The 17,948-nt window shown below is 72.0% G+C and carries 20 protein-coding genes and 1 tRNA gene; 18 read left to right on the top strand and 3 right to left on the bottom strand.

All coding sequences use genetic code 11. The features are described from left to right. Positions 1 to 88: 88 nt before the first annotated feature. From ACGFML_RS09620 to ACGFML_RS09685, 14 genes are all read left to right on the top strand, one after another. Positions 89 to 481, top strand: a complete 393-nt coding sequence (locus ACGFML_RS09620; protein WP_393541788.1) for a hypothetical protein — start codon at positions 89 to 91, stop codon at positions 479 to 481. Further along, the gene (locus ACGFML_RS09625) at positions 478 to 852 is read left to right on the top strand and encodes a hypothetical protein (protein WP_393541790.1); all 375 of its coding nucleotides are present in this window, start codon (positions 478 to 480) and stop codon (positions 850 to 852) included. The genes ACGFML_RS09620 and ACGFML_RS09625 overlap by 4 nt, the downstream gene beginning before the upstream one ends. Further along, positions 849 to 1,766 carry a DUF2637 domain-containing protein gene (locus tag ACGFML_RS09630; protein WP_393541791.1) on the top strand — a complete coding sequence of 306 codons (918 nt, stop codon included), beginning with the start codon at positions 849 to 851 and terminating at the stop codon, positions 1,764 to 1,766. Before ACGFML_RS09625 ends, ACGFML_RS09630 begins: the two co-directional genes overlap by 4 nt. A gap of 153 nt (positions 1,767 to 1,919) precedes the next feature. Further along, entirely contained in the window at positions 1,920 to 2,066 is a 147-nt protein-coding gene (locus ACGFML_RS09635) for a hypothetical protein (RefSeq protein WP_393541793.1), read from the top strand. After that, the gene (locus ACGFML_RS09640) at positions 2,066 to 2,266 is read left to right on the top strand and encodes a hypothetical protein (protein WP_393541795.1); all 201 of its coding nucleotides are present in this window, start codon (positions 2,066 to 2,068) and stop codon (positions 2,264 to 2,266) included. Before ACGFML_RS09635 ends, ACGFML_RS09640 begins: the two co-directional genes overlap by 1 nt. After that, positions 2,263 to 2,511, top strand: coding sequence for a hypothetical protein (locus ACGFML_RS09645; protein WP_393541797.1), 249 nt, complete (start codon positions 2,263 to 2,265; stop codon positions 2,509 to 2,511). Before ACGFML_RS09640 ends, ACGFML_RS09645 begins: the two co-directional genes overlap by 4 nt. After that, positions 2,508 to 3,080 (top strand): hypothetical protein, encoded by a 573-nt coding sequence (locus ACGFML_RS09650; RefSeq protein ID WP_393541798.1) that lies wholly within the window; start codon positions 2,508 to 2,510, stop codon positions 3,078 to 3,080. The genes ACGFML_RS09645 and ACGFML_RS09650 overlap by 4 nt, the downstream gene beginning before the upstream one ends. Beyond that, positions 3,080 to 3,529, top strand: coding sequence for a hypothetical protein (locus ACGFML_RS09655; protein ID WP_393541800.1), 450 nt, complete (start codon positions 3,080 to 3,082; stop codon positions 3,527 to 3,529). Before ACGFML_RS09650 ends, ACGFML_RS09655 begins: the two co-directional genes overlap by 1 nt. After that, entirely contained in the window at positions 3,526 to 4,539 is a 1,014-nt protein-coding gene (locus tag ACGFML_RS09660) for a hypothetical protein (protein ID WP_393541802.1), read from the top strand. The genes ACGFML_RS09655 and ACGFML_RS09660 overlap by 4 nt, the downstream gene beginning before the upstream one ends. A gap of 157 nt (positions 4,540 to 4,696) precedes the next feature. Then, a complete protein-coding gene (locus ACGFML_RS09665) occupies positions 4,697 to 4,825 on the top strand; it encodes a hypothetical protein (RefSeq protein WP_393541804.1) in 129 nt (42 codons plus the stop codon). Positions 4,826 to 4,908: 83 nt separating this feature from the next. Beyond that, positions 4,909 to 5,757, top strand: a complete 849-nt coding sequence (locus ACGFML_RS09670) for a bifunctional DNA primase/polymerase (RefSeq protein ID WP_393541806.1) — start codon at positions 4,909 to 4,911, stop codon at positions 5,755 to 5,757. A gap of 2 nt (positions 5,758 to 5,759) precedes the next feature. Next, the gene (locus tag ACGFML_RS09675; protein ID WP_393541808.1) at positions 5,760 to 7,235 is read left to right on the top strand and encodes an ATP-binding protein; all 1,476 of its coding nucleotides are present in this window, start codon (positions 5,760 to 5,762) and stop codon (positions 7,233 to 7,235) included. 450 nt (positions 7,236 to 7,685) lie between these two features. After that, positions 7,686 to 7,901: an excisionase family DNA-binding protein gene (locus ACGFML_RS09680; RefSeq protein WP_393541810.1), complete on the top strand. Its 216-nt coding sequence runs from the start codon at positions 7,686 to 7,688 to the stop codon at positions 7,899 to 7,901. A gap of 79 nt (positions 7,902 to 7,980) precedes the next feature. Continuing rightward, the gene (locus ACGFML_RS09685; protein ID WP_393541811.1) at positions 7,981 to 9,261 is read left to right on the top strand and encodes a tyrosine-type recombinase/integrase; all 1,281 of its coding nucleotides are present in this window, start codon (positions 7,981 to 7,983) and stop codon (positions 9,259 to 9,261) included. Positions 9,262 to 9,343: 82 nt separating this feature from the next. On the opposite strand, the gene ACGFML_RS09690 is transcribed toward ACGFML_RS09685, so the two are convergent. From ACGFML_RS09690 to ACGFML_RS09700, 3 genes are all read right to left on the bottom strand, one after another. Then, positions 9,344 to 9,415: transfer RNA gene (locus tag ACGFML_RS09690), tRNA-Cys, on the bottom strand. A 163-nt stretch (positions 9,416 to 9,578) separates the two neighbouring features. Beyond that, positions 9,579 to 11,219, bottom strand: a complete 1,641-nt coding sequence (locus ACGFML_RS09695; RefSeq protein ID WP_393541813.1) for a hypothetical protein — start codon at positions 11,217 to 11,219, stop codon at positions 9,579 to 9,581. A 163-nt stretch (positions 11,220 to 11,382) separates the two neighbouring features. After that, positions 11,383 to 12,246 carry an alpha/beta fold hydrolase gene (locus tag ACGFML_RS09700; RefSeq protein ID WP_393541814.1) on the bottom strand — a complete coding sequence of 288 codons (864 nt, stop codon included), beginning with the start codon at positions 12,244 to 12,246 and terminating at the stop codon, positions 11,383 to 11,385. A 131-nt stretch (positions 12,247 to 12,377) separates the two neighbouring features. Between ACGFML_RS09700 and ACGFML_RS09705 the strand changes: the two genes are divergently transcribed. The 4 genes from ACGFML_RS09705 (at position 12,378) to ACGFML_RS09720 (ending at position 17,944) form a co-directional block, all read left to right on the top strand. After that, entirely contained in the window at positions 12,378 to 13,865 is a 1,488-nt protein-coding gene (locus ACGFML_RS09705) for an MFS transporter (RefSeq protein ID WP_393541816.1), read from the top strand. 326 nt (positions 13,866 to 14,191) lie between these two features. After that, positions 14,192 to 15,988, top strand: a complete 1,797-nt coding sequence (locus tag ACGFML_RS09710; protein ID WP_393541818.1) for a DEAD/DEAH box helicase — start codon at positions 14,192 to 14,194, stop codon at positions 15,986 to 15,988. 349 nt (positions 15,989 to 16,337) lie between these two features. Then, positions 16,338 to 16,979 carry an IclR family transcriptional regulator gene (locus tag ACGFML_RS09715; protein WP_393541820.1) on the top strand — a complete coding sequence of 214 codons (642 nt, stop codon included), beginning with the start codon at positions 16,338 to 16,340 and terminating at the stop codon, positions 16,977 to 16,979. Between the two features lie 182 nt (positions 16,980 to 17,161). After that, positions 17,162 to 17,944, top strand: coding sequence for a S16 family serine protease (locus ACGFML_RS09720; RefSeq protein WP_393541821.1), 783 nt, complete (start codon positions 17,162 to 17,164; stop codon positions 17,942 to 17,944). Positions 17,945 to 17,948: the final 4 nt, after the last annotated feature.

Below are 17,948 nucleotides of genomic sequence, written 5' to 3' on the forward strand. Positions count from 1 at the left end.
GTGCGGCTTCCACTCTGCAACGGCGCGCGGCTCCGGGATGCACCCCGGAGCCGCTGGTGGGCCGTTCCATTCGAGAGGAGCACGACCCGTGACCGACCTTACTTCCAGGCCCGTCCTTGACTCGTACATCCGGGTTTCGACGACGGAGACCTACCGTGCCGGCGTTGATCTGATCGCGGTGGAGCGGGCCGTCAACGACGTGCCGCCGGCCGGGATGACCGAGGACGAGAGGGCCATGGCTGCCCGGATCCTCGCCGAGCACGGCGTCTCCCAGGCCGCGATCGCCCGCCGTCTTCCCCGCCCTCCGGCCCGGCGAGCCGCCACCGGACGCCAGCCCAAGCATCCGGGGTGTGGCACCAACGGTGGATACGGACGGCACCGGCGGCGCGACGAGATTCCGTGCACGGCTTGCCGAGCGGCTCGTGCGGCGGCGGCTCGTCGCTACCGGCAGACCGGAACCGCGAAGGAGCAGGCGGCATGAACGAGTCCCTGAGCCCCGCCGAACACCTGCAGGCCGCATCCGAGGCGGTGCGCCGGCACAACCACGCCGCCATGGACGGCGGATACGACAGCACGCCCGAGGCCAGCCGCGCCGTGATCGCCCTAGTGGAGATGTGCGCGCGGCTGCAGCAAGCAATCGACCACATGGACGGGCGCGTGATGCGCGACCTGACCGCTGGAACTCTCGCCCCGGACGACGGGACCGTGCCCGGGATTCACGCGTACGGCGCCGAGATGGCGTTCGCGGATGCACGCGTCGCCCTGGACGATCTGCGCGGCTACCTCCAGGAGGCCAGCGGCCATCTCTGCCACTTGGGCATGGTCCACGAGCCCGAGGAGACCGAGGCATGAGCGACGAAGTCTCCGCCGCCGAAGCTGGTGCATCGAAGCGCGTCGACGGCCGGTCGACGGGCGTCAACGGCCCTTCGACGCCCGTCGACATCGGCTATGTCATCGCCGTGCTGGCGGGCGTCCTGACCGTTGTTTTGACGGCTGCGGCGTTCTGGCTGTCCTACGAGCATCTGCAGGAGGTCGCCGCCCGTCATGGCATGGCCGACGCGCAGGCCCGATCGTGGGCCTGGCCCGCCACCGTCGACCTGTTCATCGTCATCGGTGAACTGCTCATCCTGCGGGCTTCCCTGGCCCACCGGGTCGACGGATGGGCAATCCTGCTGGCTGCAGCAGGGTCCGGCGGCTCCATCGCCCTGAACGTGGCGGGCGTCGGCGACCACGCTAAGGGCCTCGATTATGTGGTCGCGGCCGTTCCGCCCGTCGCTGCGCTCCTCGCGTTCGGTGCGCTGATGCGGCAGGTCCACGCCTATCTCGCCGCCCGCATCTCGACGCCCGTCGAGGCGAACGCCGACGCCGTCGACCGCCCGTCGACGCCCGTCGAAGAAGACACCGTCCTGACCGACAAGCCGGTCACCGTCTCCGCCCCGCCCCTGGCCGTCCCGCTCCCCGAACCTCTTCCAGGCGCGACGGATACCGAGGCGCCGTCGACGCCCGTCGATGCACTGGTCGACCCCGTCGAGGAGACCTCGACGCCCGTCGACCTGTGCATGCCGGTGATCTACCCCAACCGCGTCGACCAACTGATCCGCGCCCTGTACGGCACGGACTTCACCCAGCCGAACACCGCCCGGATGACCGAAGCGATGGCCGCGGCTGGCCTCGGCACCTCCGAGTCCACCGCCCGCACCGCCCGCGCCCGAGTTCGCGCTCGCGAGCCCCAGCTCGCCGACTTCCCCACCGCCATCGCCATCTGAACCACCACGCCACCTCACCGAGAGGTTCTGCGGTGCTCCCGGCCTGCTTTCCAGGGCCTGACCGGGAGCGCCGCCTTTCCGACCGGGGTGCCGGCTGCTTTCCAGGGCCTGCCGGCACCCGGTCATCTCCCCATGACAAGGAGCTGTACCAGCATGGCATTGCGCCGTATCTCCATCGCGCCCGAAAGCCACCCCGACCCCCGCCACGAGACGACCTACCAGGCCTCCCGCGGCGGCTGGGTCAAGACCGAGCCCAAGCCCGTCCCCGCCACCCCCAAGACCAAGAAGGGGGAGCGGTGATGGCGTTCTTCGGACTGTTCGGCAACGACCGCGCCATGGCCGACACCGCCTACAGCGGCCGCGAGTCGGCCTCCGAGAAGACCGCGCGCAAACGTCGCGAGGCCCACCACCGCAATGCACGGGCCGCCGATCGGCAGGGCCAGGCATGGGAGGACGCCGAGCGCGCCCGCCAGGACCGCCGGAGCAGGTGGGGCCGGTGAACCGCACCCTGCACGCTCTCCTGCGCCACCGGCGCAAGGTCCGGTGCCTTGCACGCAGGACCGCCGCCGGTGGCCCCGTCACCCGCACCCGCCTGCCCGGTCACCCCGCCGAGCTCAGCGCGGCGATGCCGGCCACCCTGCCCCCCGGCTACGTCGCCGCCCGGCCCCCGGTCATCGCCGGGCCGGACGGTGACGAACTGCGAGTGCGGGCCTGGCTGCACCACCGCATCGGGGGTGCGGCATGACGACGCCGCCAACCAACCACCCCGAGGCCGAGGCGGACACCACGCCCGAAGCCGAGGCCGAAGCCGAGGCGACGACGGCCCCGACGAATCGGCTGCGCTGGCTGGCGTTCAACGCCGCGGCGGCCGCGGCCGGCCACCTGGCCATCTGGTCGGTGACCGGCGACCCGATGGGCGGTGCTCACCTCGTGGCCCGCATGTCCGCCTCCATCCCGCAGTTGGGTCGCTTCGCCCTGACCGGCGTCGCGGCCTGGGCCGGGTGGAAGGCCGCCCGGCTGGTGCGCCTCCACCGCCTGCCGGGAGGACCGGCGCTCTGCACGGCCGCCGCGCTCGGAGCCGCCTCGTGGGGGCAGGGCACCGCCCCGCTCATCGCGGACGTCATGACCATCACGCACCCGTGGTCCACCCTCCTGGCGCCCTTGCTGGCCGTTGCCCCGCTCGGTGCCGCCTGTTGGTGGCTGCTGGACCGCAACGCCTCCAACTTCTGGCCGCCGCTTCGCTGGGTCGCCCGCATCCCCCTCGCCACCGTCGTCCTCTCCTCCGCCCTCTACGCCCCAGGAGCCCTCACGTGATGACCACCGAGACCACCACCGTCGTTCTGGCCGCCGGCCCGGTCCTGGGCAGCGTCGGGATGTCCGGCCTGACCCTGACCACCGGCATCACCCTGCTCGCCGGTCTGCGCGGCAGCGACCGCATCAGCCTCGACCGCGACAAGGCCGGCGGAATCGGCATCGCCTTCGGCACGCTGGCCATCGCCGCCGGCTCCATGTGGGGCGACGTCGCCAAAGGTGTCGCTCAGGTCCCGACGTCCCTGATCCAGGGGAGCGCGGCCGGTGACGTCGGCCTGGGCGGCGTCGCCCTGGCCCTGACCGCCTGCACGTTCGTCTTCAAGTGGAAGCGTCTGGTGTGGCCGTCCTTTCTGGGCATTTCCGCCGGGGTCATCTACGCGCAGGCGGGCGGTATCTGGGCCATCGGCTCGACCCTGGCCGTCAAGCTCGCCGGTGTCCTGGGGGCGATGTGAGCGCGCTGACCGAAGTCCAGGCCCTCACCCGGGGGAGCAGCGTCGCCCTGACGGCGCTGATGTCCGGCTCCATGGTCCTGGCAGGCCGGATCTGCCGGTGCGCAGGCCGGGGGGTGGCCTGGGCCTGGGACCAGGCCAGCATCGACGGGTCGGCCACAGCCGCGGCCCAGGCCAAGGCCGACAAGACCGCCCAGGCCGCCAAGACCCGGACGAGCAAGTCGAAGAAGGCCGGCGCCGACGAGCACCAGGGCGAGGACGAGCCGGAGGAGCCGGAGGAGGTGAAGGCGCCGCCGGTGGCGCCGGTGCGCCGTCCTGCCCTGGAGACGCTCGCGATGCTCGCCCTGGGCGGCCTCCTGGCCGCCGGGGCGGTCGGCACCCTCGGAACGGTCGCCGCGCCCTACCTCCACCACCTGACCTCATGGCGCGGACTGATCGCCGGTGTCGGGGGACTGGCCTGGATGGTGGCGGCCTGGATGGTCGCTCCTCCCCCGGCACCCGCCGAGGACGAGGACCAGGAGCACGAGGATGTCCAAGACGGCGCTGAGGACAAGGACGAGGGCCTGTCCCTTGGTGACCTGCTGGGCCGTCACGTTCTGGAGCAGCTCGTCGAGCTCGAGGAGCAGGGTCGGCCCGGCCTTCACGTGACCGCGCTCCTCACCTCCGCCGTGGACGTCGGCCTCCTCGCCCCCGACGCGATGGACAAGACCGCGATGCGCACCTGGCTGGAGGCGACCGGGCTGCCCGTCACCAAGTCCGTGAAAGTGGCTGGAGCGGTCGATTACGGAGTGCGTCTCGACCGGGTGAGGGAGGCCCTGGGCATGGGCCCCGCCGAGGCCCTGGAGAAGGCCTTCGGGGGAGCCCCCGTCGGCACCGCCCCGGCCACCCCCGCCGAGGCCGTCATCGAGGTCCCCGCCGAGCCCGCTGTCGAGCCCGTCCAGGCCCCCCGACTGACGCTGCTCAAGCCCCTCCCCGACAGCCGCTCCCAAGAGTCGGCCCAAGGAGCGGCGTAGCCCCGTCTACCCGCTCGTCTACCTGCGGTTTCTACCACCCAGCTACCGCCCATCTACCGGGCCCGCTACCCCCGAATCTCCCCGCCCCGAGAGGGGCTGGAGCCAGACCGAGGAGCCGCGCAAGCGGCACCACGACCACTACCGCTGAGGAGCATCCGTGTACGAGGACGACGACTTCAACGACTGCGAACTGTGCGCGATGGAGGACGAGACCTACGCCTATCCGCACTGCTGCGGCTGCGGCGCCGACGGCTCCAGCGAACGCCCCGACTGCAACTGCGAGTAGCAACAGCCAGGGCGGCCGCTGATCTTTGGCGAGAGAGCGGCCGCCCTGATCTCCAACTCCAGCATGAAGAGGAGACACCCAGAATGACCCAACCCACCGACATTCGGCGAGTAGCCCTCGCCCTGGCCGCCGCCGACATTCCGGCGCTGCCTTTGCGGGCCGAGAAATTGCCCTTCGGAAACTGCCGGGCCTGCAAGAAGAGCACCTGCGGGGACCGGCCCCACATGAAGGCCGCCGGCCCCTGCCGGTGCCCCCGGCCCTGCCACGGCTGGGCCGCCGCCACCACCGACCCCCGCGTTCTCACCTCATCGGCCTGGGCGTCCGCGTGGCGTGAGGCGGCGGCCGTCGCCTATCACCCCGGCGGGGCCGGACTGACGGTGCTCGACCTGGACGACGCGGCGGCCGTCGCATGGGCCCGTGAGGCCCTGCCCGCCACCCGCAAAGTGCTGACGACGCGGGGTGAGCACTGGATCTACCGGGGTGAGATGCCCTCCGCGAACGCTGTACGGCCCGGCGTCGACATCAAGTCGACCATGTCCTACGCCCGGTGGCTCGGGCCCGGCAACGGCACCATGACCGCCCTGCCGGACACCGTGCGCGCCGTGATCGTCAAGGAGCCGTCGCCGGTCCGGCCCGCACGCGGCGCCATCACCGTGCCCGGATCGGTCGGGGGCGGGCCGTGCCCTCACCGCACGCCCACCTACCTGGAGCGTGGCATCGCCATGGCAGAGCAGCGCATCACTAATGCGTGCAGTGAGGTCCACACGACCGTCTTCCGCACGTTCCTCGCCGTGCTCTCCACGCACGGCCGGTGTGGCTGCCTGACCGCGACCCACGTCGCGCGGCTGTTCACCGCCGCTCAGGCCAAGGGCGAATCGCCCCGGCACTGCACCGACGCCTGGACCAACGCCCACAGCCGGCTGGGACTGTGACCGTGGCCGACGACGAAAAGAACCCCGCCCGCGAGGTCATCACCGACTACGCGCAGGCGCACTTCCGGTACTTCCGCACCGCCGACGGAACCGTGTACGCGCAGAAGAACGGCCACCCCGTCGCCCGCCCGATCCGTTCCCAGGGCACGACGGGAAGCCACCGCCAGGAACTCATGGTCGGCCTGTACAAGGACGGGCGCGGTGTATTCAACGGGACCGCCATGAAGGAGGCGTTGGACTTGATCGAAGCACTCGCGCTGGAAGAGGACGTGCAGCCCGTCCACATCCGCGTCGCCCCCGGCTTCGACGGAGCAACCTGGCTGGACCTGGGCCGCAACGACGGACAGTCCGTACGCATCCACCCCACCGGCTGGGACATCCTCACCCCCGACCCGCAGGAGGTCCGCTGGCGGCGCACCCAGCTCACCGGGGAACTGCCCCTCCCGGCCAAGGACACCGACGGCAAGGGCATCGACCTCCTCATGCGGCTGTGCAACTTCGCCACCGCCGAGACCGAGGTCTTGGCCCTCGCCTGGCTCGTCGGCTGTCTCAGCCCGTCCGTGCCTGTCCCCGCCCCGTTTCTCACCGGTCCCCAGGGCGCGGGCAAGTCCACCGGGGGGCGGATGCTCCTGCGGATCATCGAGGGCATGAGCGGCGACCTGCGGCGCGCCCCGAAGGACGAGGAGAACCTCCTCGCGGCGGTGGCGGCCGGATGGATCACTGCTCTGGACAACCTCTCCCACATGACCCCGGACCTGTCCGATGCCATGTGCTGCATCGTCACCGGTGCCGAAAACGTCAAGCGCGCTCTTTTCACTGACGGGGACGTGTTCCGCGTCGGCTACCGCCGGCCCCTGCTGCTGACGGGCATCGATGTGGGTGTCATCCGGCCCGACCTCGCCGAACGGCTCCTGCCGCTGCGGCTGGAGCGGCCGAAGGTCCGGCGCACGGAGGCGGAGCTGTGGGCGGAGTACGCGGAGGTTCTGCCCGTGGTGTTCGGGTCTCTTCTGGACTTGGCGGTCCAGGTTCGCGCCGCCGAGGCGGAGACCCCCACCGATCTGCGGATGGCGGACTTCGCGCACGTGTGCGCGCAGATCGACGCGGCAAAAGGTCTGGGGGCGCTGAGGGCTTACCGGGCCAGCCTGGATGACCTGAACGACGACGTCATTGAGGGAGACCTCCTTGCGCAGACCGTGCTCAAGCACGCCGACGGCCTTACCGCGGGCGAGGAGGCGCGGCTGACGTCGTCCGGGTGGCTGTACTGCCTCACCGGCCTCTACGCAGGGGACGAGTGCCGTCCTCTGCCCAAGGGCTGGCCCACCACGGGCAAGGTCCTCTCCGACCGCCTCAAGCGGCTTCAACCGACCCTCGCCGCCCGGGGTGTCCTGATCGACTGGGGCCGCACCAAAGAGGGCCGCTACATCGAGATGACCCGCCGCCCCACCCCACCGCCACACCAGCAAGACCCGATGCTCTGACCAGCGCACCACAATCGCGGAAACAAGCAAGAAGAGCACCACCTCGCACCACGCCGGGGGTGCTCTTCTTGCTGTTCGGCGCCATGCGCCGCCCGATGGTCGCGCCGCGCAGCGGCTCCTTCTTCAGGCCTTGAGCCGCAGAGACCACAACAGACACCCCCTTCTTTTTCCTAAGAGAAGAGACGCTGCGTCACCCGCGTCACCCAAGACCAGAAACCGGCCCCTGACCAGCCGCAACAGCGGTGACGCAGAACGGCCGGGCCTGCGTCATCCTGCGTCACCTGCGTCACCTGCGTCACCCGGCGACGAAAGCCAGCGTCACCCGATGACGCACCCCAGAACCCCTACGTCACCCAAAACCGCAGGCCAGAAGCCTGAATGACGCAGATGACGCGGTGACGCAGAAATCCGTACCTCGGACAGCCAGCCCTGATCGAAGGGGATCTCGACATGGACACGTCCAACATCGCTGCTGTTGATTCCACCCTCGTCCTGCTCACTGTCGAAGAGGCCGCCCGCCGACTCTCCATCGGTAGGACCACCTGCTTCGCCCTCATCCGCACCGGCGCGCTGGAGTCGCTGCTGGTCGGCCACCTCCGCCGCGTCCCCGCCGACGCGCCGGCCGCATACCTCGCCCGCCGACGCGCTGAGCGGCACGCGGCCTGACCCACCCCTCACCGGAGCGCCACCCCACAACCGGGGTGGCGCTCCGGTCGTTTCTCCACAACCTGAAGGAGCCCCGCCCGTGGCGGACGACAAGAAGCGCACCCGGCGCGCCAACGGTGAATCCTCCATCTACCTGGGCAAGGACGGGAAATGGCACGGCCGCGTCACCGTCGGAGTACGGGACGACGGCACGCCCGACCGCCGCCACGTCGAGCGCAAGACCCGAACCGAGGTGGTGAAGGCTGTCCGGAAACTGGAACGGGATCGCGACGCCAAGACCATCCGCAAGGCGGGCCGGCCCTGGACGGTCAAGACGTGGCTGACGCACTGGATCGAGAACGTCGCGCCCCTCGCGGTCAACGACAACACGATGGTGGGGTACGGCGTCGCCGTGCGGAAGCACCTCACCCCCGGTCTGGGCGCTCACCGCCTCGACAGGCTCAAGCCCGAGCACATCGAGGCGTTCTACTCGAAGATGCAGGCCAACGGCAGCAAGCCCGCGACTGCTCACCAGGCGCATCGCACACTGCGGGTCGCACTGAATGAGGCCGTCCGGCGCGGACACCTTGGCAAGAACCCTGTTGAGCTGGCCAAGGCGCCGAAGGTGGGGGAGTACGAAGTGGAGCCCTACAGCGTGGAAGAGGTGCAGCGCCTGCTGAAGGCTGCCGATCGGCACCGCAACTCTGCGCGCTGGGCCGTTGCTCTCGCTCTCGGGCTGCGGCAGGGAGAAGTGTTGGGACTGAAGTGGGAGGACGTAGACCTTGACGGCGGATTCCTGGTGGTCCGTCGCAGCCGTCACCGCCCTCAGTATGCCCACGGATGCGAGGAGCCCTGCGGACGCAAGGCCGCCGGGTACTGTCCACAGCGGCGGCGCACCAACCCGGAGACATCCACCACCAAATCGCGGGCCGGCCGCCGGGCGGTCGGTCTCCCCGAACAGCTCGTAGACCTGCTGCGGGCCCATCGCGTGGCGCAGGACGCCGAGCGTGAAGCCGCCGGGAAGCGCTGGGATGAGGGCGGTTGGGTGTTCCCCAACGAGCACGGCCGCGTCCCCTCCCACCGTGAGGATTGGGCCGCGTGGAAGGCTCTGCTGACTGAGGAGAAGGTGCGTAACGGGCGCTTGCACGACGCTCGCCACACGGCCGCGACGGTTCTGCTCATCCTCGGTGTGCCTGAGCGGGCCGTCATGGGCCTCATGGGATGGTCGACTACGGCCATGGCCGCCCGGTATCAGCACATGGTCAACGAGGTACGGGTCGACATCGCGAGGCAGGTCGACGGTCTGATCTGGAAGCCCGAGACGGACAGGCCGGACGATGACGACGACGGCGCGGCCGGCGCCCTCGTACCGGCCAACTGAGACGGCAACTGAGACGGACGGCCAATAGGGTGGCACCCCGCTTGGGGTGCCGCCCTTTCGTTTTGCCTGGTCAAGCCACCAGAGGCCGTGGCGGGATTCGAACCCACGTAACTCGCTTTGCAGGCGAGCCCCTGAACCACTCGGGCACACGGCCGGGTCGTGCTGCGGTGTTGCGGTGTTGCGGTGTTGCGGTGTTGCTGTCGACACTACGGCGCCGGGCGGGGGGCGGGGCAAGGGCTTGCGGCGGGCTGCCATGAGGCTGCAACACGGGGTTCATGGAGGGGGCGGCGCCCCCTCCATGAACCGGCCGGGCGGGGTCAGTCCTGCGGTGCGTCGTCCCGTACCGCGACCAGGCCGTTGAAGACGCCGGAGTAGGCCGTGCCGTCCGGGCCCAGTGTGATCGGGGCCCAGTTGTTGTCGTAGAGCGGTCCGGTGCCGGTCAGGCGCTTGAAGCGGGTGCGGCCGGTGCGGAAGTCGACGGCGGTCAGATACCAGGCGTCGATGCCCAGCCGGTTGGGCTCCTTTGTGCAGAAGTACAGCAGCCCGTTGGCGGTGGAGAGCTTGGCGACGCTGGAGGGGGCGCGTTCGCCGCTCTCCCACACGGTGTCGCAGCCGCTGCCGTCGGGGCGGATGTCGATCCTGCTGACGCCGCCGACCACCGACTTGCCCAGCAGCAGCGACGTGACGTTCTCGTAGCCGTAGTTGTTCTCGACGACGAGGCTGTTGCCGTAACCGATGAGGGAGTTGTCGGTGGTGGATGCGCCGGAGCCGAAGACCGGCACCCTGCAGACCAGGCGGCCGGCGTCCGGGCCGGTGCGGTGGAGGACCAGGACGTTCATCCGGTCGTCGGCGTTGTCGGTGATCGCCACATAGGGATGGGCGGCGTCGCCGAGGAGGGTGGGCGTGGTGCCGGAACCCTGGTTGACGGAGCCGGGCTTGCTGCCGGTGCCGCGGTCGTAGGCCCGCCGCCACTGCACACGCGGAGTGCCGTCGTCGTCCGCGCGCAGGCTGTAGAGGGCGTGGTCGGAGACGATGGAGACCCCGTCCTCGGCCGCCGAGAAGCTGTTCTGGATCTCCTCGCCGGGCAGCCGCACGCTGCGCACCGCGCCGCTGCCCGGTGCGATGGTGCCGATCCGGCCCTTCCGGGTGACCCACCAGATCCGGCCGTCCCAGTCGGGCTGGACGGACGTGACCGGATCGCAGTCACCGCGCGGATGGAGGTTGGTCCAGCCGATGCAGTCGTGCGGGACGTAGGGGGTGAGATCCCAGTCGTCGTCGACCGTGAAGTGCCAGGAGCCGTCGGCCGCCCGGGAGTGGGACAGTCGCAGGACGTGCTGGCGGGAGTCGGCGAGGACGACCCGGTCCTGACGGTCGAGGAAGAAGTAGGCACCGCCCGAGGTGTCCTTGAAGATCTTGGAGAAGTCCAGGCGGGTCAGGGCCTCGACGGTGGACGGGCGCTGCGGCAGCCGGTACTCCGCCAGGGTGTCCAGGCTCCTGGGGTCCAGCAGCTTGAGCCGGAAGCCCCGGAAGGTGCCGCAGACGGTCAGTAGGCGGCCGCCGCGGTCGAAGGCGACGGTCGCGCATTCGCCGCCGAGTGCCGCCATCCGCCGGCTGCTGACGGCGGGGTGGTCGCCCAGCGGTCCGGGGAAGGGGTGGGTGTCGCTGCTCGCGCCGTCGCCGTGCATCCCGGCCCGCCCGTTGGGCGCGAGGTAGGGGTGCTGCGGCGGGGCCTGGTCCGCGGGGAGCGGGTCGGCGGTGGCCGGCGCGCCCTCGTATCCGGGTACCAGCCGGTGACCGGGTGCGGGCGGTATGCCCGCCGCCTGCGCGGCCGGGGCGAGCGCCACGGTGGCGGGGAGGGCCAGGACCAGGGCGGCCAGAGCCGCCCCGGCGCGCGCCCCGGGCCATCGTCCGCGCCGCCCGCCGTGCCCCTCACGAACCCCAAAGAGCCTTGTCTGCATGCGAGTTCCTTCATCCGTCGGCAACGGCGGACGAGGCTAAGGCGGGGGAGGCGAGGAGTCCATGGCTTCCGGCGCCCTGGCACGGAGCGTTCATACGCCCGCCATCGGCGCAGGTGCGTACGCGGGCACGGTGGGCCGGCCGGGCGCCCGGCCCGGGGCGCGCTCACGCCGTCCGCAGGAAGTCCTCCACCACCGACCCGAACAGCTCCGGCTCGTCCACCCACGGGTAGTGCCCCACCCCGTGGAGCGGCCGCACCGTCGCGCCGGGCAGCGACGACGCCACCAGCTCGCCCGCCCGCATACCGGTCACCGCGTCCCGGTCCCCGGTCACCACCAGCACCGGGCACGTCACCCGCGCCAGCCCCGCCAACAACGCGAGCCGGGCCTGCTCGTCCACGCCCTGCCAGAACCCGGCCCGCGGCACCGGCCCCAACTGCGCGCCCTCCGCGGCCGCATGGGCCCGCTGCGGCTCCTCCCACCGCCCGTAGGCCAGCGGCGCCGCGGCGAACAGCAGCTCCCGCACCTCGCTCAGATCGGACGCCTCGGCCAGCTGCTGCACCGCCGCCGAAGCGGCCGGCCACCACTCCTCGTCCGCCCGCGCCTCGAAGATCTCCCGCGCGTCGTCGGTGAGTTCGCCCTGCAGCCGGGAGCCGGGGCACACCAGCACCAGCCGGGTCGGCCGCTGCGGGTACATCGCCGCGTACGCCTGCGCCAGCGTGGCCCCCGCGTCGTGCCCGAGCAGCGCGAACCGCTCCAGGCCCAGATGTGCGCGGAGCGCCTCCAGGTCCTCGGCGAGCCGGGGGAAGGCGTACCGGGAGGGATCGGCGGCGGGCGGCGAATCGCCGGTGCCGCGGCTGTCCGGGATGATCAGCTGCCGGTGCGCGGCCATCTCGCCGAGGTCGCCCAGATAGGCGGCGTCCCGGCCGGGCCCGCCGGCCAGGCACACCAGCGGCGGCAGCGCGGCGTCGGCCGGGCCGAGCACGCGGTAGTGGAGCTCGGCATCGTCGTACGTACGGAAGTGCGGCATAAGGACAGCTTGCCCGATACGGATCGCGCCCCGACGGGCTCGGCGCCCGACCGCGGCGTAGGACCCATGACCGAGGGGATCCCCACCCCCGGACAGGGGTGCAGCCGCAGTACGGCCCTTACCCTGGCCCGATGACCGCTGACCACCCCCACCCGGGCGACACCGGAGTCGCCGCCCCCGACGACCGCCCCGCCCCACCGGGTCCACCCCGGGCCCCGGCGGCGGACGGCACCGACGGGGTCCTCGCCGGCCCGTACCGCGCGCTGACCCTGGGCATCGTCTCCGTCATCTCGCTGGTCGCCTTCGAGGCGAGCGCCGTGAACACCGCGATGCCCGTCGCCGCCCGCGCCCTGGACGGCATCGGGCTCTACGCCTTGGCCTTCTCCGCCTTCTTCACGGCGAGCCTGTTCGCCATGGCGCTGTCGGGCGAGTGGAGCGACCGGCGCGGGCCGCTCGCGCCGCTGTTCACGGGGATCGCCGCGTTCGGGGCCGGGCTGCTGATCGCCGGCGGCGCGGGGACCATGGGGATGTTCGTCGCGGGCCGCGGGGTGCAGGGCATCGGCGGCGGACTGGTCATCGTCTCCCTCTACGTCGTGGTCGGCCGCGCCTACCCCGAGCGGCTGCGCCCGTCGATCATGGCGTCCTTCTCCGCGGCCTGGGTGGTGCCGGTGATCGTCGGCCCGCTGGTCTCCGGCACCGTCACCGAACACCTCGGCTGGCGCTGGGTCTTCCTCTCCATCCCCGCCCTGATACTGCTGCCGCTCGCGGTGATGCTCCCGGCGCTGCGCAAGCTGCCGCACACCGACCCCGGCGACGCCGCCGGCGCGCGGCACATCCTCGGCAGCCGGCGCTGTCTGCTCGCGCTGGCCGTCGCGGCCGGCGCCGGTCTGCTCCAGTACGCGGGCCAACACCCCACCTGGCCGGCGCTGCTGCCCGCGGCCGCCGGGGCCGCGCTGCTGGTGCCGGCCATCGTGCGGCTGCTGCCGCGCGGCACGTTCCGGGCGGCGCGCGGCCTGCCGTCCGTGATCCTGATCCGCGGCCTGGCCACGGGAGCGCTGGTGGCCGCGGAGAGCTTCATCCCGCTGATGCTGGTCACCCAGCGCGGCCTGTCCGCGACCCTCGCCGGCCTCTCCCTCACCGGCGGCGGCCTGACCTGGGCGCTCGGCTCGTACGTCCAGAGCCGCCCCCGCTTCGAGGCGCACCGCGAGCGGCTGATGGGCCTGGGCATGGTCTTCCTGGCCGCCGCCGTCGCCGCGGTCCCGCTGGCGCTGGTCGACGGGGTCCCGGCCGCGATCGTCGCGGCGGCGTGGACGCTCGGCGGCTTCGGCATGGGCCTGAACATCTCCAGCGGCGGCGTCCTGCTGCTGAAGCTGTCCCGGCCGGCGGAGGCGGGCAGCAACTCCGCGTCCCTCCAGATGTCGGACGCCCTGGGCAATGTCACGTGCGTGGGGGCGAGCGGTGCGCTGTTCGTGGCGTTCGGCGGCAACGCCGGAGCCGCCGGAGCCGCCGGCGCTGCGGACGCGGTCCCGCCGACGGCCTTCGTGGCGGTGTTCGCGGCGATGGCACTGGTCGCGCTCGCGGGCGCCGCCGTCGCGGGCCGGCTGCGCCCGAAGTCCTGAGGGGCGCGCTGCACTTCCAGGGCGCAGGGGCCCTGCGGCGAGCGTCACGGGTCCGGCACTGTGACCGGATCCACACGGTGCGCCCGACCGCTCGCGTACGTCCCACCGGCCTTCCCCACCCCTCCGACCGAAGGGACCGGGACCGCAGGACGGAGTCCCAAGATCCGGTCCCGCAGCTGATCAGCCCCGCGCAGCGGCACCGCCCGCCGCGGCCCCCCACGGCGATCAGCCCCCCACGACGGGACGGTCGGGCACGTGGGCCGGCGGCACAACGCAGCGGATAGGCTGACGCGGTTGCCGATCGCCGACTCAGCCCGACGGAGACCGTGACTACCACCACCAGCGCCACCAACAACCACCACCTGTCCCCGGCCTTCCCGGGACGGGCACCCTGGGGTACCGCGAACAAGCTGCGCGCCTGGCAGCAGGCGGCCATGGACCGGTACATCGAGACCCAGCCCAGAGACTTCCTCGCCGTCGCCACACCCGGCGCCGGCAAGACGACCTTCGCACTCACCCTCGCCTCCTGGCTGCTGCACCACCACGTCGTGCAGCAGGTGACGGTCGTCGCACCGACCGAACACCTCAAGAAGCAGTGGGCGGAGGCGGCGGCCCGGATAGGGATCAAGCTCGACCCCGAGTACAGCGCGGGCCCGCTGGGCCGCGAGTACCACGGCATCGCGATCACCTATGCGGGCGTCGGCGTCCGGCCGATGCTGCACCGCAACCGCATCGAGCAGCGCAAGACCCTGGTCATCCTGGACGAGATCCACCACGCCGGTGACTCCAAGTCGTGGGGTGAGGCGTGCCTGGAGGCGTTCGAGCCGGCCACCCGGCGGCTCGCGCTGACCGGTACGCCCTTCCGGTCCGACACCAACCCGATCCCGTTCGTGACGTACGAGGAGGGCAACGACGGAATCCGTCGCTCCTCGGCCGACTACACCTACGGCTACGGCAACGCGTTGGGGGACGGCGTCGTCCGGCCCGTCATCTTCCTCTCCTACAGCGGCAACATGCGCTGGCGGACCAAGGCGGGTGACGAGATCGCGGCCCGGCTCGGCGAGCCGATGACGAAGGACGCCGTCTCGCAGGCGTGGCGGACCGCCCTGGACCCGCGCGGCGACTGGATGCCCAACGTCCTGCGCGCCGCCGACCAGCGGCTGTCCGAGGTCCGCAAGTCCATTCCGGACGCGGGCGCCCTGGTGATCGCCTCCGACCAGGAACAGGCCCGCGCCTACGCCAAGCTGATCCGCGAGATCACCGGGCGCGGCGCCACCCTCGTCCTGTCCGACGACTCCGGCGCCTCCCAGCGCATCGACGACTTCGCGGCGTCCGACGACCGGTGGATGGTCGCGGTGCGGATGGTGTCGGAAGGCGTCGACGTGCCGCGCCTCGCGGTCGGGGTCTATGCGACGACCATCTCCACACCGCTGTTCTTCGCCCAGGCCGTGGGCCGCTTCGTACGGTCGAGGCGGCGCGGCGAGACGGCCTCCGTCTTCCTGCCCACCGTCCCCATGCTGCTCGGCTTCGCCAACGAGATGGAGGTCGAGCGCGATCATGTGCTCGACAAGCCGAAGAAGGACGGGGAGGAAGACCCCTACGCCGAGTCCGAGCAGGAGATGGACGAGGCGAACAAGGAGCAGGACGAGGACACCGGGGAGCAGGAGCAGTTCTCCTTCGAGGCACTGGAGTCGGAGGCGGTCTTCGACCGGGTCCTCTACGACGGCGCCGAATTCGGCATGCAGGCCCATGCGGGCAGCGAGGAGGAGCAGGACTACCTCGGCATCCCCGGGCTGCTGGAGCCGGACCAGGTGCAGATGCTGCTGCAGAAGCGGCAGGCCCGGCAGATCGCGCACAGCAAGAAGCGGCCGGACGCCGAGGCCGATCTGCTGGAGCTGCCCGCCGAGCGGCGGCCGGTGGTCTCGCACAAGGAGATGCTGGAGCTGCGCAAGCAGCTGAACACGCTGGTCGGCGCGTATGTGCACCAGAGCGGGAAGCCGCACGGTGTGATCCACACCGAGCTGCGGCGGGTGTGCGGCGGCCCGCCGAGCGCGGAGGCCACCGCCGGCCAGCTCAACGAGCGGATCAAGAAGGTCCGGGAGTGGGCCACGCGGATGCACTGACCTGCCGGGACGAGCCCCTCGGGCGACCCCCGCCGGCAGCCTCTCCGGGACCAGCGGCCCGAACCGGACGCCGCGTCCCACCCCTTGGGCGGCGCACCTTTCAGGGTGCGCCGCCCTCCGCCATTCCTGGGACCATCCCGGATAATCCGGGCGCGAAAGCCCGGATTCTGGACGGACTCTTCCGCTGACCGGACTTGCTCGCTACTGTCCCGGTCACGCACACGCCCCGTGGCAGCGCCGCCGCGGAGCGCAGCCGGTGCCATGTGGCCGGCGGCCTCTTGCGCGCGCTGCAGCGGGACCTGCAGCGCGTCGCGCCCGAGCGCCGCCACTCAAACCAGGAGGGGGCGTCGTGACAGCGGAGACCTCCCAGACGCTCGACCGGGGACTGCGGGTCCTCAAGCTGCTCGCCGACACCGACCACGGGCTGACCGTCACCGAGCTCTCCAACAAGCTCGGCGTCAACCGCACCGTGGTCTACCGGCTGCTGGCGACCCTGGAGCAGCACGCTCTGGTGCGCCGCGACATCGGTGGCCGGGCCCGAGTCGGCCTCGGCGTACTGCGCCTGGGCCGTCAGGTGCACCCGCTGGTCAGAGAGGCGGCGCTGCCCGCGCTGCGCTCGCTCGCCGAGGACGTCGGGGCCACCGCCCACCTCACCCTCGTCGACGGCGCCGAAGCGCTCGCCGTCGCCGTGGTGGAGCCCACCTGGACCGACTACCACGTCGCCTACCGCGCCGGGTTCCGCCATCCGCTGGACCGCGGGGCCGCCGGCCGCGCCATCCTCAAGGCCCGCCAGGGCCGCATCCAGGACGCCGGACTCGCCCTGACCCACGGGGAGTTGGAGGCCGGCGCCAGCGGCGCAGCGGCGCCGCTGCTGGGGGTGAGCGGCATCGAGGGCAGCGTGGGCGTGGTGATGCTCGCGGACACCGTCTCCGACCGGATCGGGACACGGGTCGTCGAGGCGGCCCAGGAGGTCGCCGAAGCGCTGCGCTGAGGCCGCGGACCGCCCCGGCGCCGGGGCCCGTACCCCGGTGCCGTCCCCGGTGCGCATCCCGCCTCCGGTGCCGCGCCCCGCCGTGCGTCCCGGCACCATGTCCTGTGAAGGCGCCGTGGCCGTGTGGTGAGGCCGCAGCGCCTTGAGGGGCTGGTGGTGCGGGGGTCATCTAGGCTGGCGGGGTGTCTGCACGCACCCGCACCCTGGCGGTCTGCACCGCCCTCGTCCTCGCCCTCCTCGTCGCCGTGGCCCTCGTGCCGCTGCCGTACTCCGTCGCCTATCCCGGAATGACGGCGAACGTGCTCGGCCGCGACAAGGGCAAGCCGGTGATCACCATCACCGGCGCCGGCACCCGCAGGACGGCCGGGCAGCTGCGGATGACCTCCATCGTCGCCACCGGCCCGGACGCCTCGGTCCACCTGTCGGACATCCTGCGGGCCTGGTTCCGCACGGACGAGGCGGCGATGCCGCGCGAGGCGGTCTATCCGGTGGGCGGCAGCACCGAGGAGATCGCGGAGCACAACGCCCGGCAGATGCGGCAGTCCCAGGACAGCGCCACGGCCGCCGCGCTGGACCGGCTGGGCAGGTCGCCCAAGGACATCAAGGTCAAGCTGAGCCTCGCGGACGTCGGCGGGCCCAGCGCCGGGCTGATGTTCGCCCTCGGCATCGTCGACAAGCTCTCCGGCAGCGGCAAGGGCGGCGATCTGACCGGCGGCCGGACCATCGCGGGCACCGGCACCATCGCCGCGGACGGCAAGGTCGGCGCGGTCGGCGGCGTCGCGCTCAAGACCCAGGCCGCGCACCGCGACGGCGCCACCGTCTTCCTGGTCCCCAAAGCGGAGTGCGCGGACGCCCGCGCGGAGCTCCCCAAGGGCATGCGGCTGGTCCCCGTCACCACGCTCGACGGCGCCGTCAAGGCCCTGACCGCCCTCCAGACCAAGGGCGCCCCGGTCCCGAGCTGCTGACCGG

The organism is Streptomyces sp. NPDC048650 (genome assembly GCF_043199095.1).
Lineage (GTDB): Bacteria > Actinomycetota > Actinomycetes > Streptomycetales > Streptomycetaceae > Streptomyces.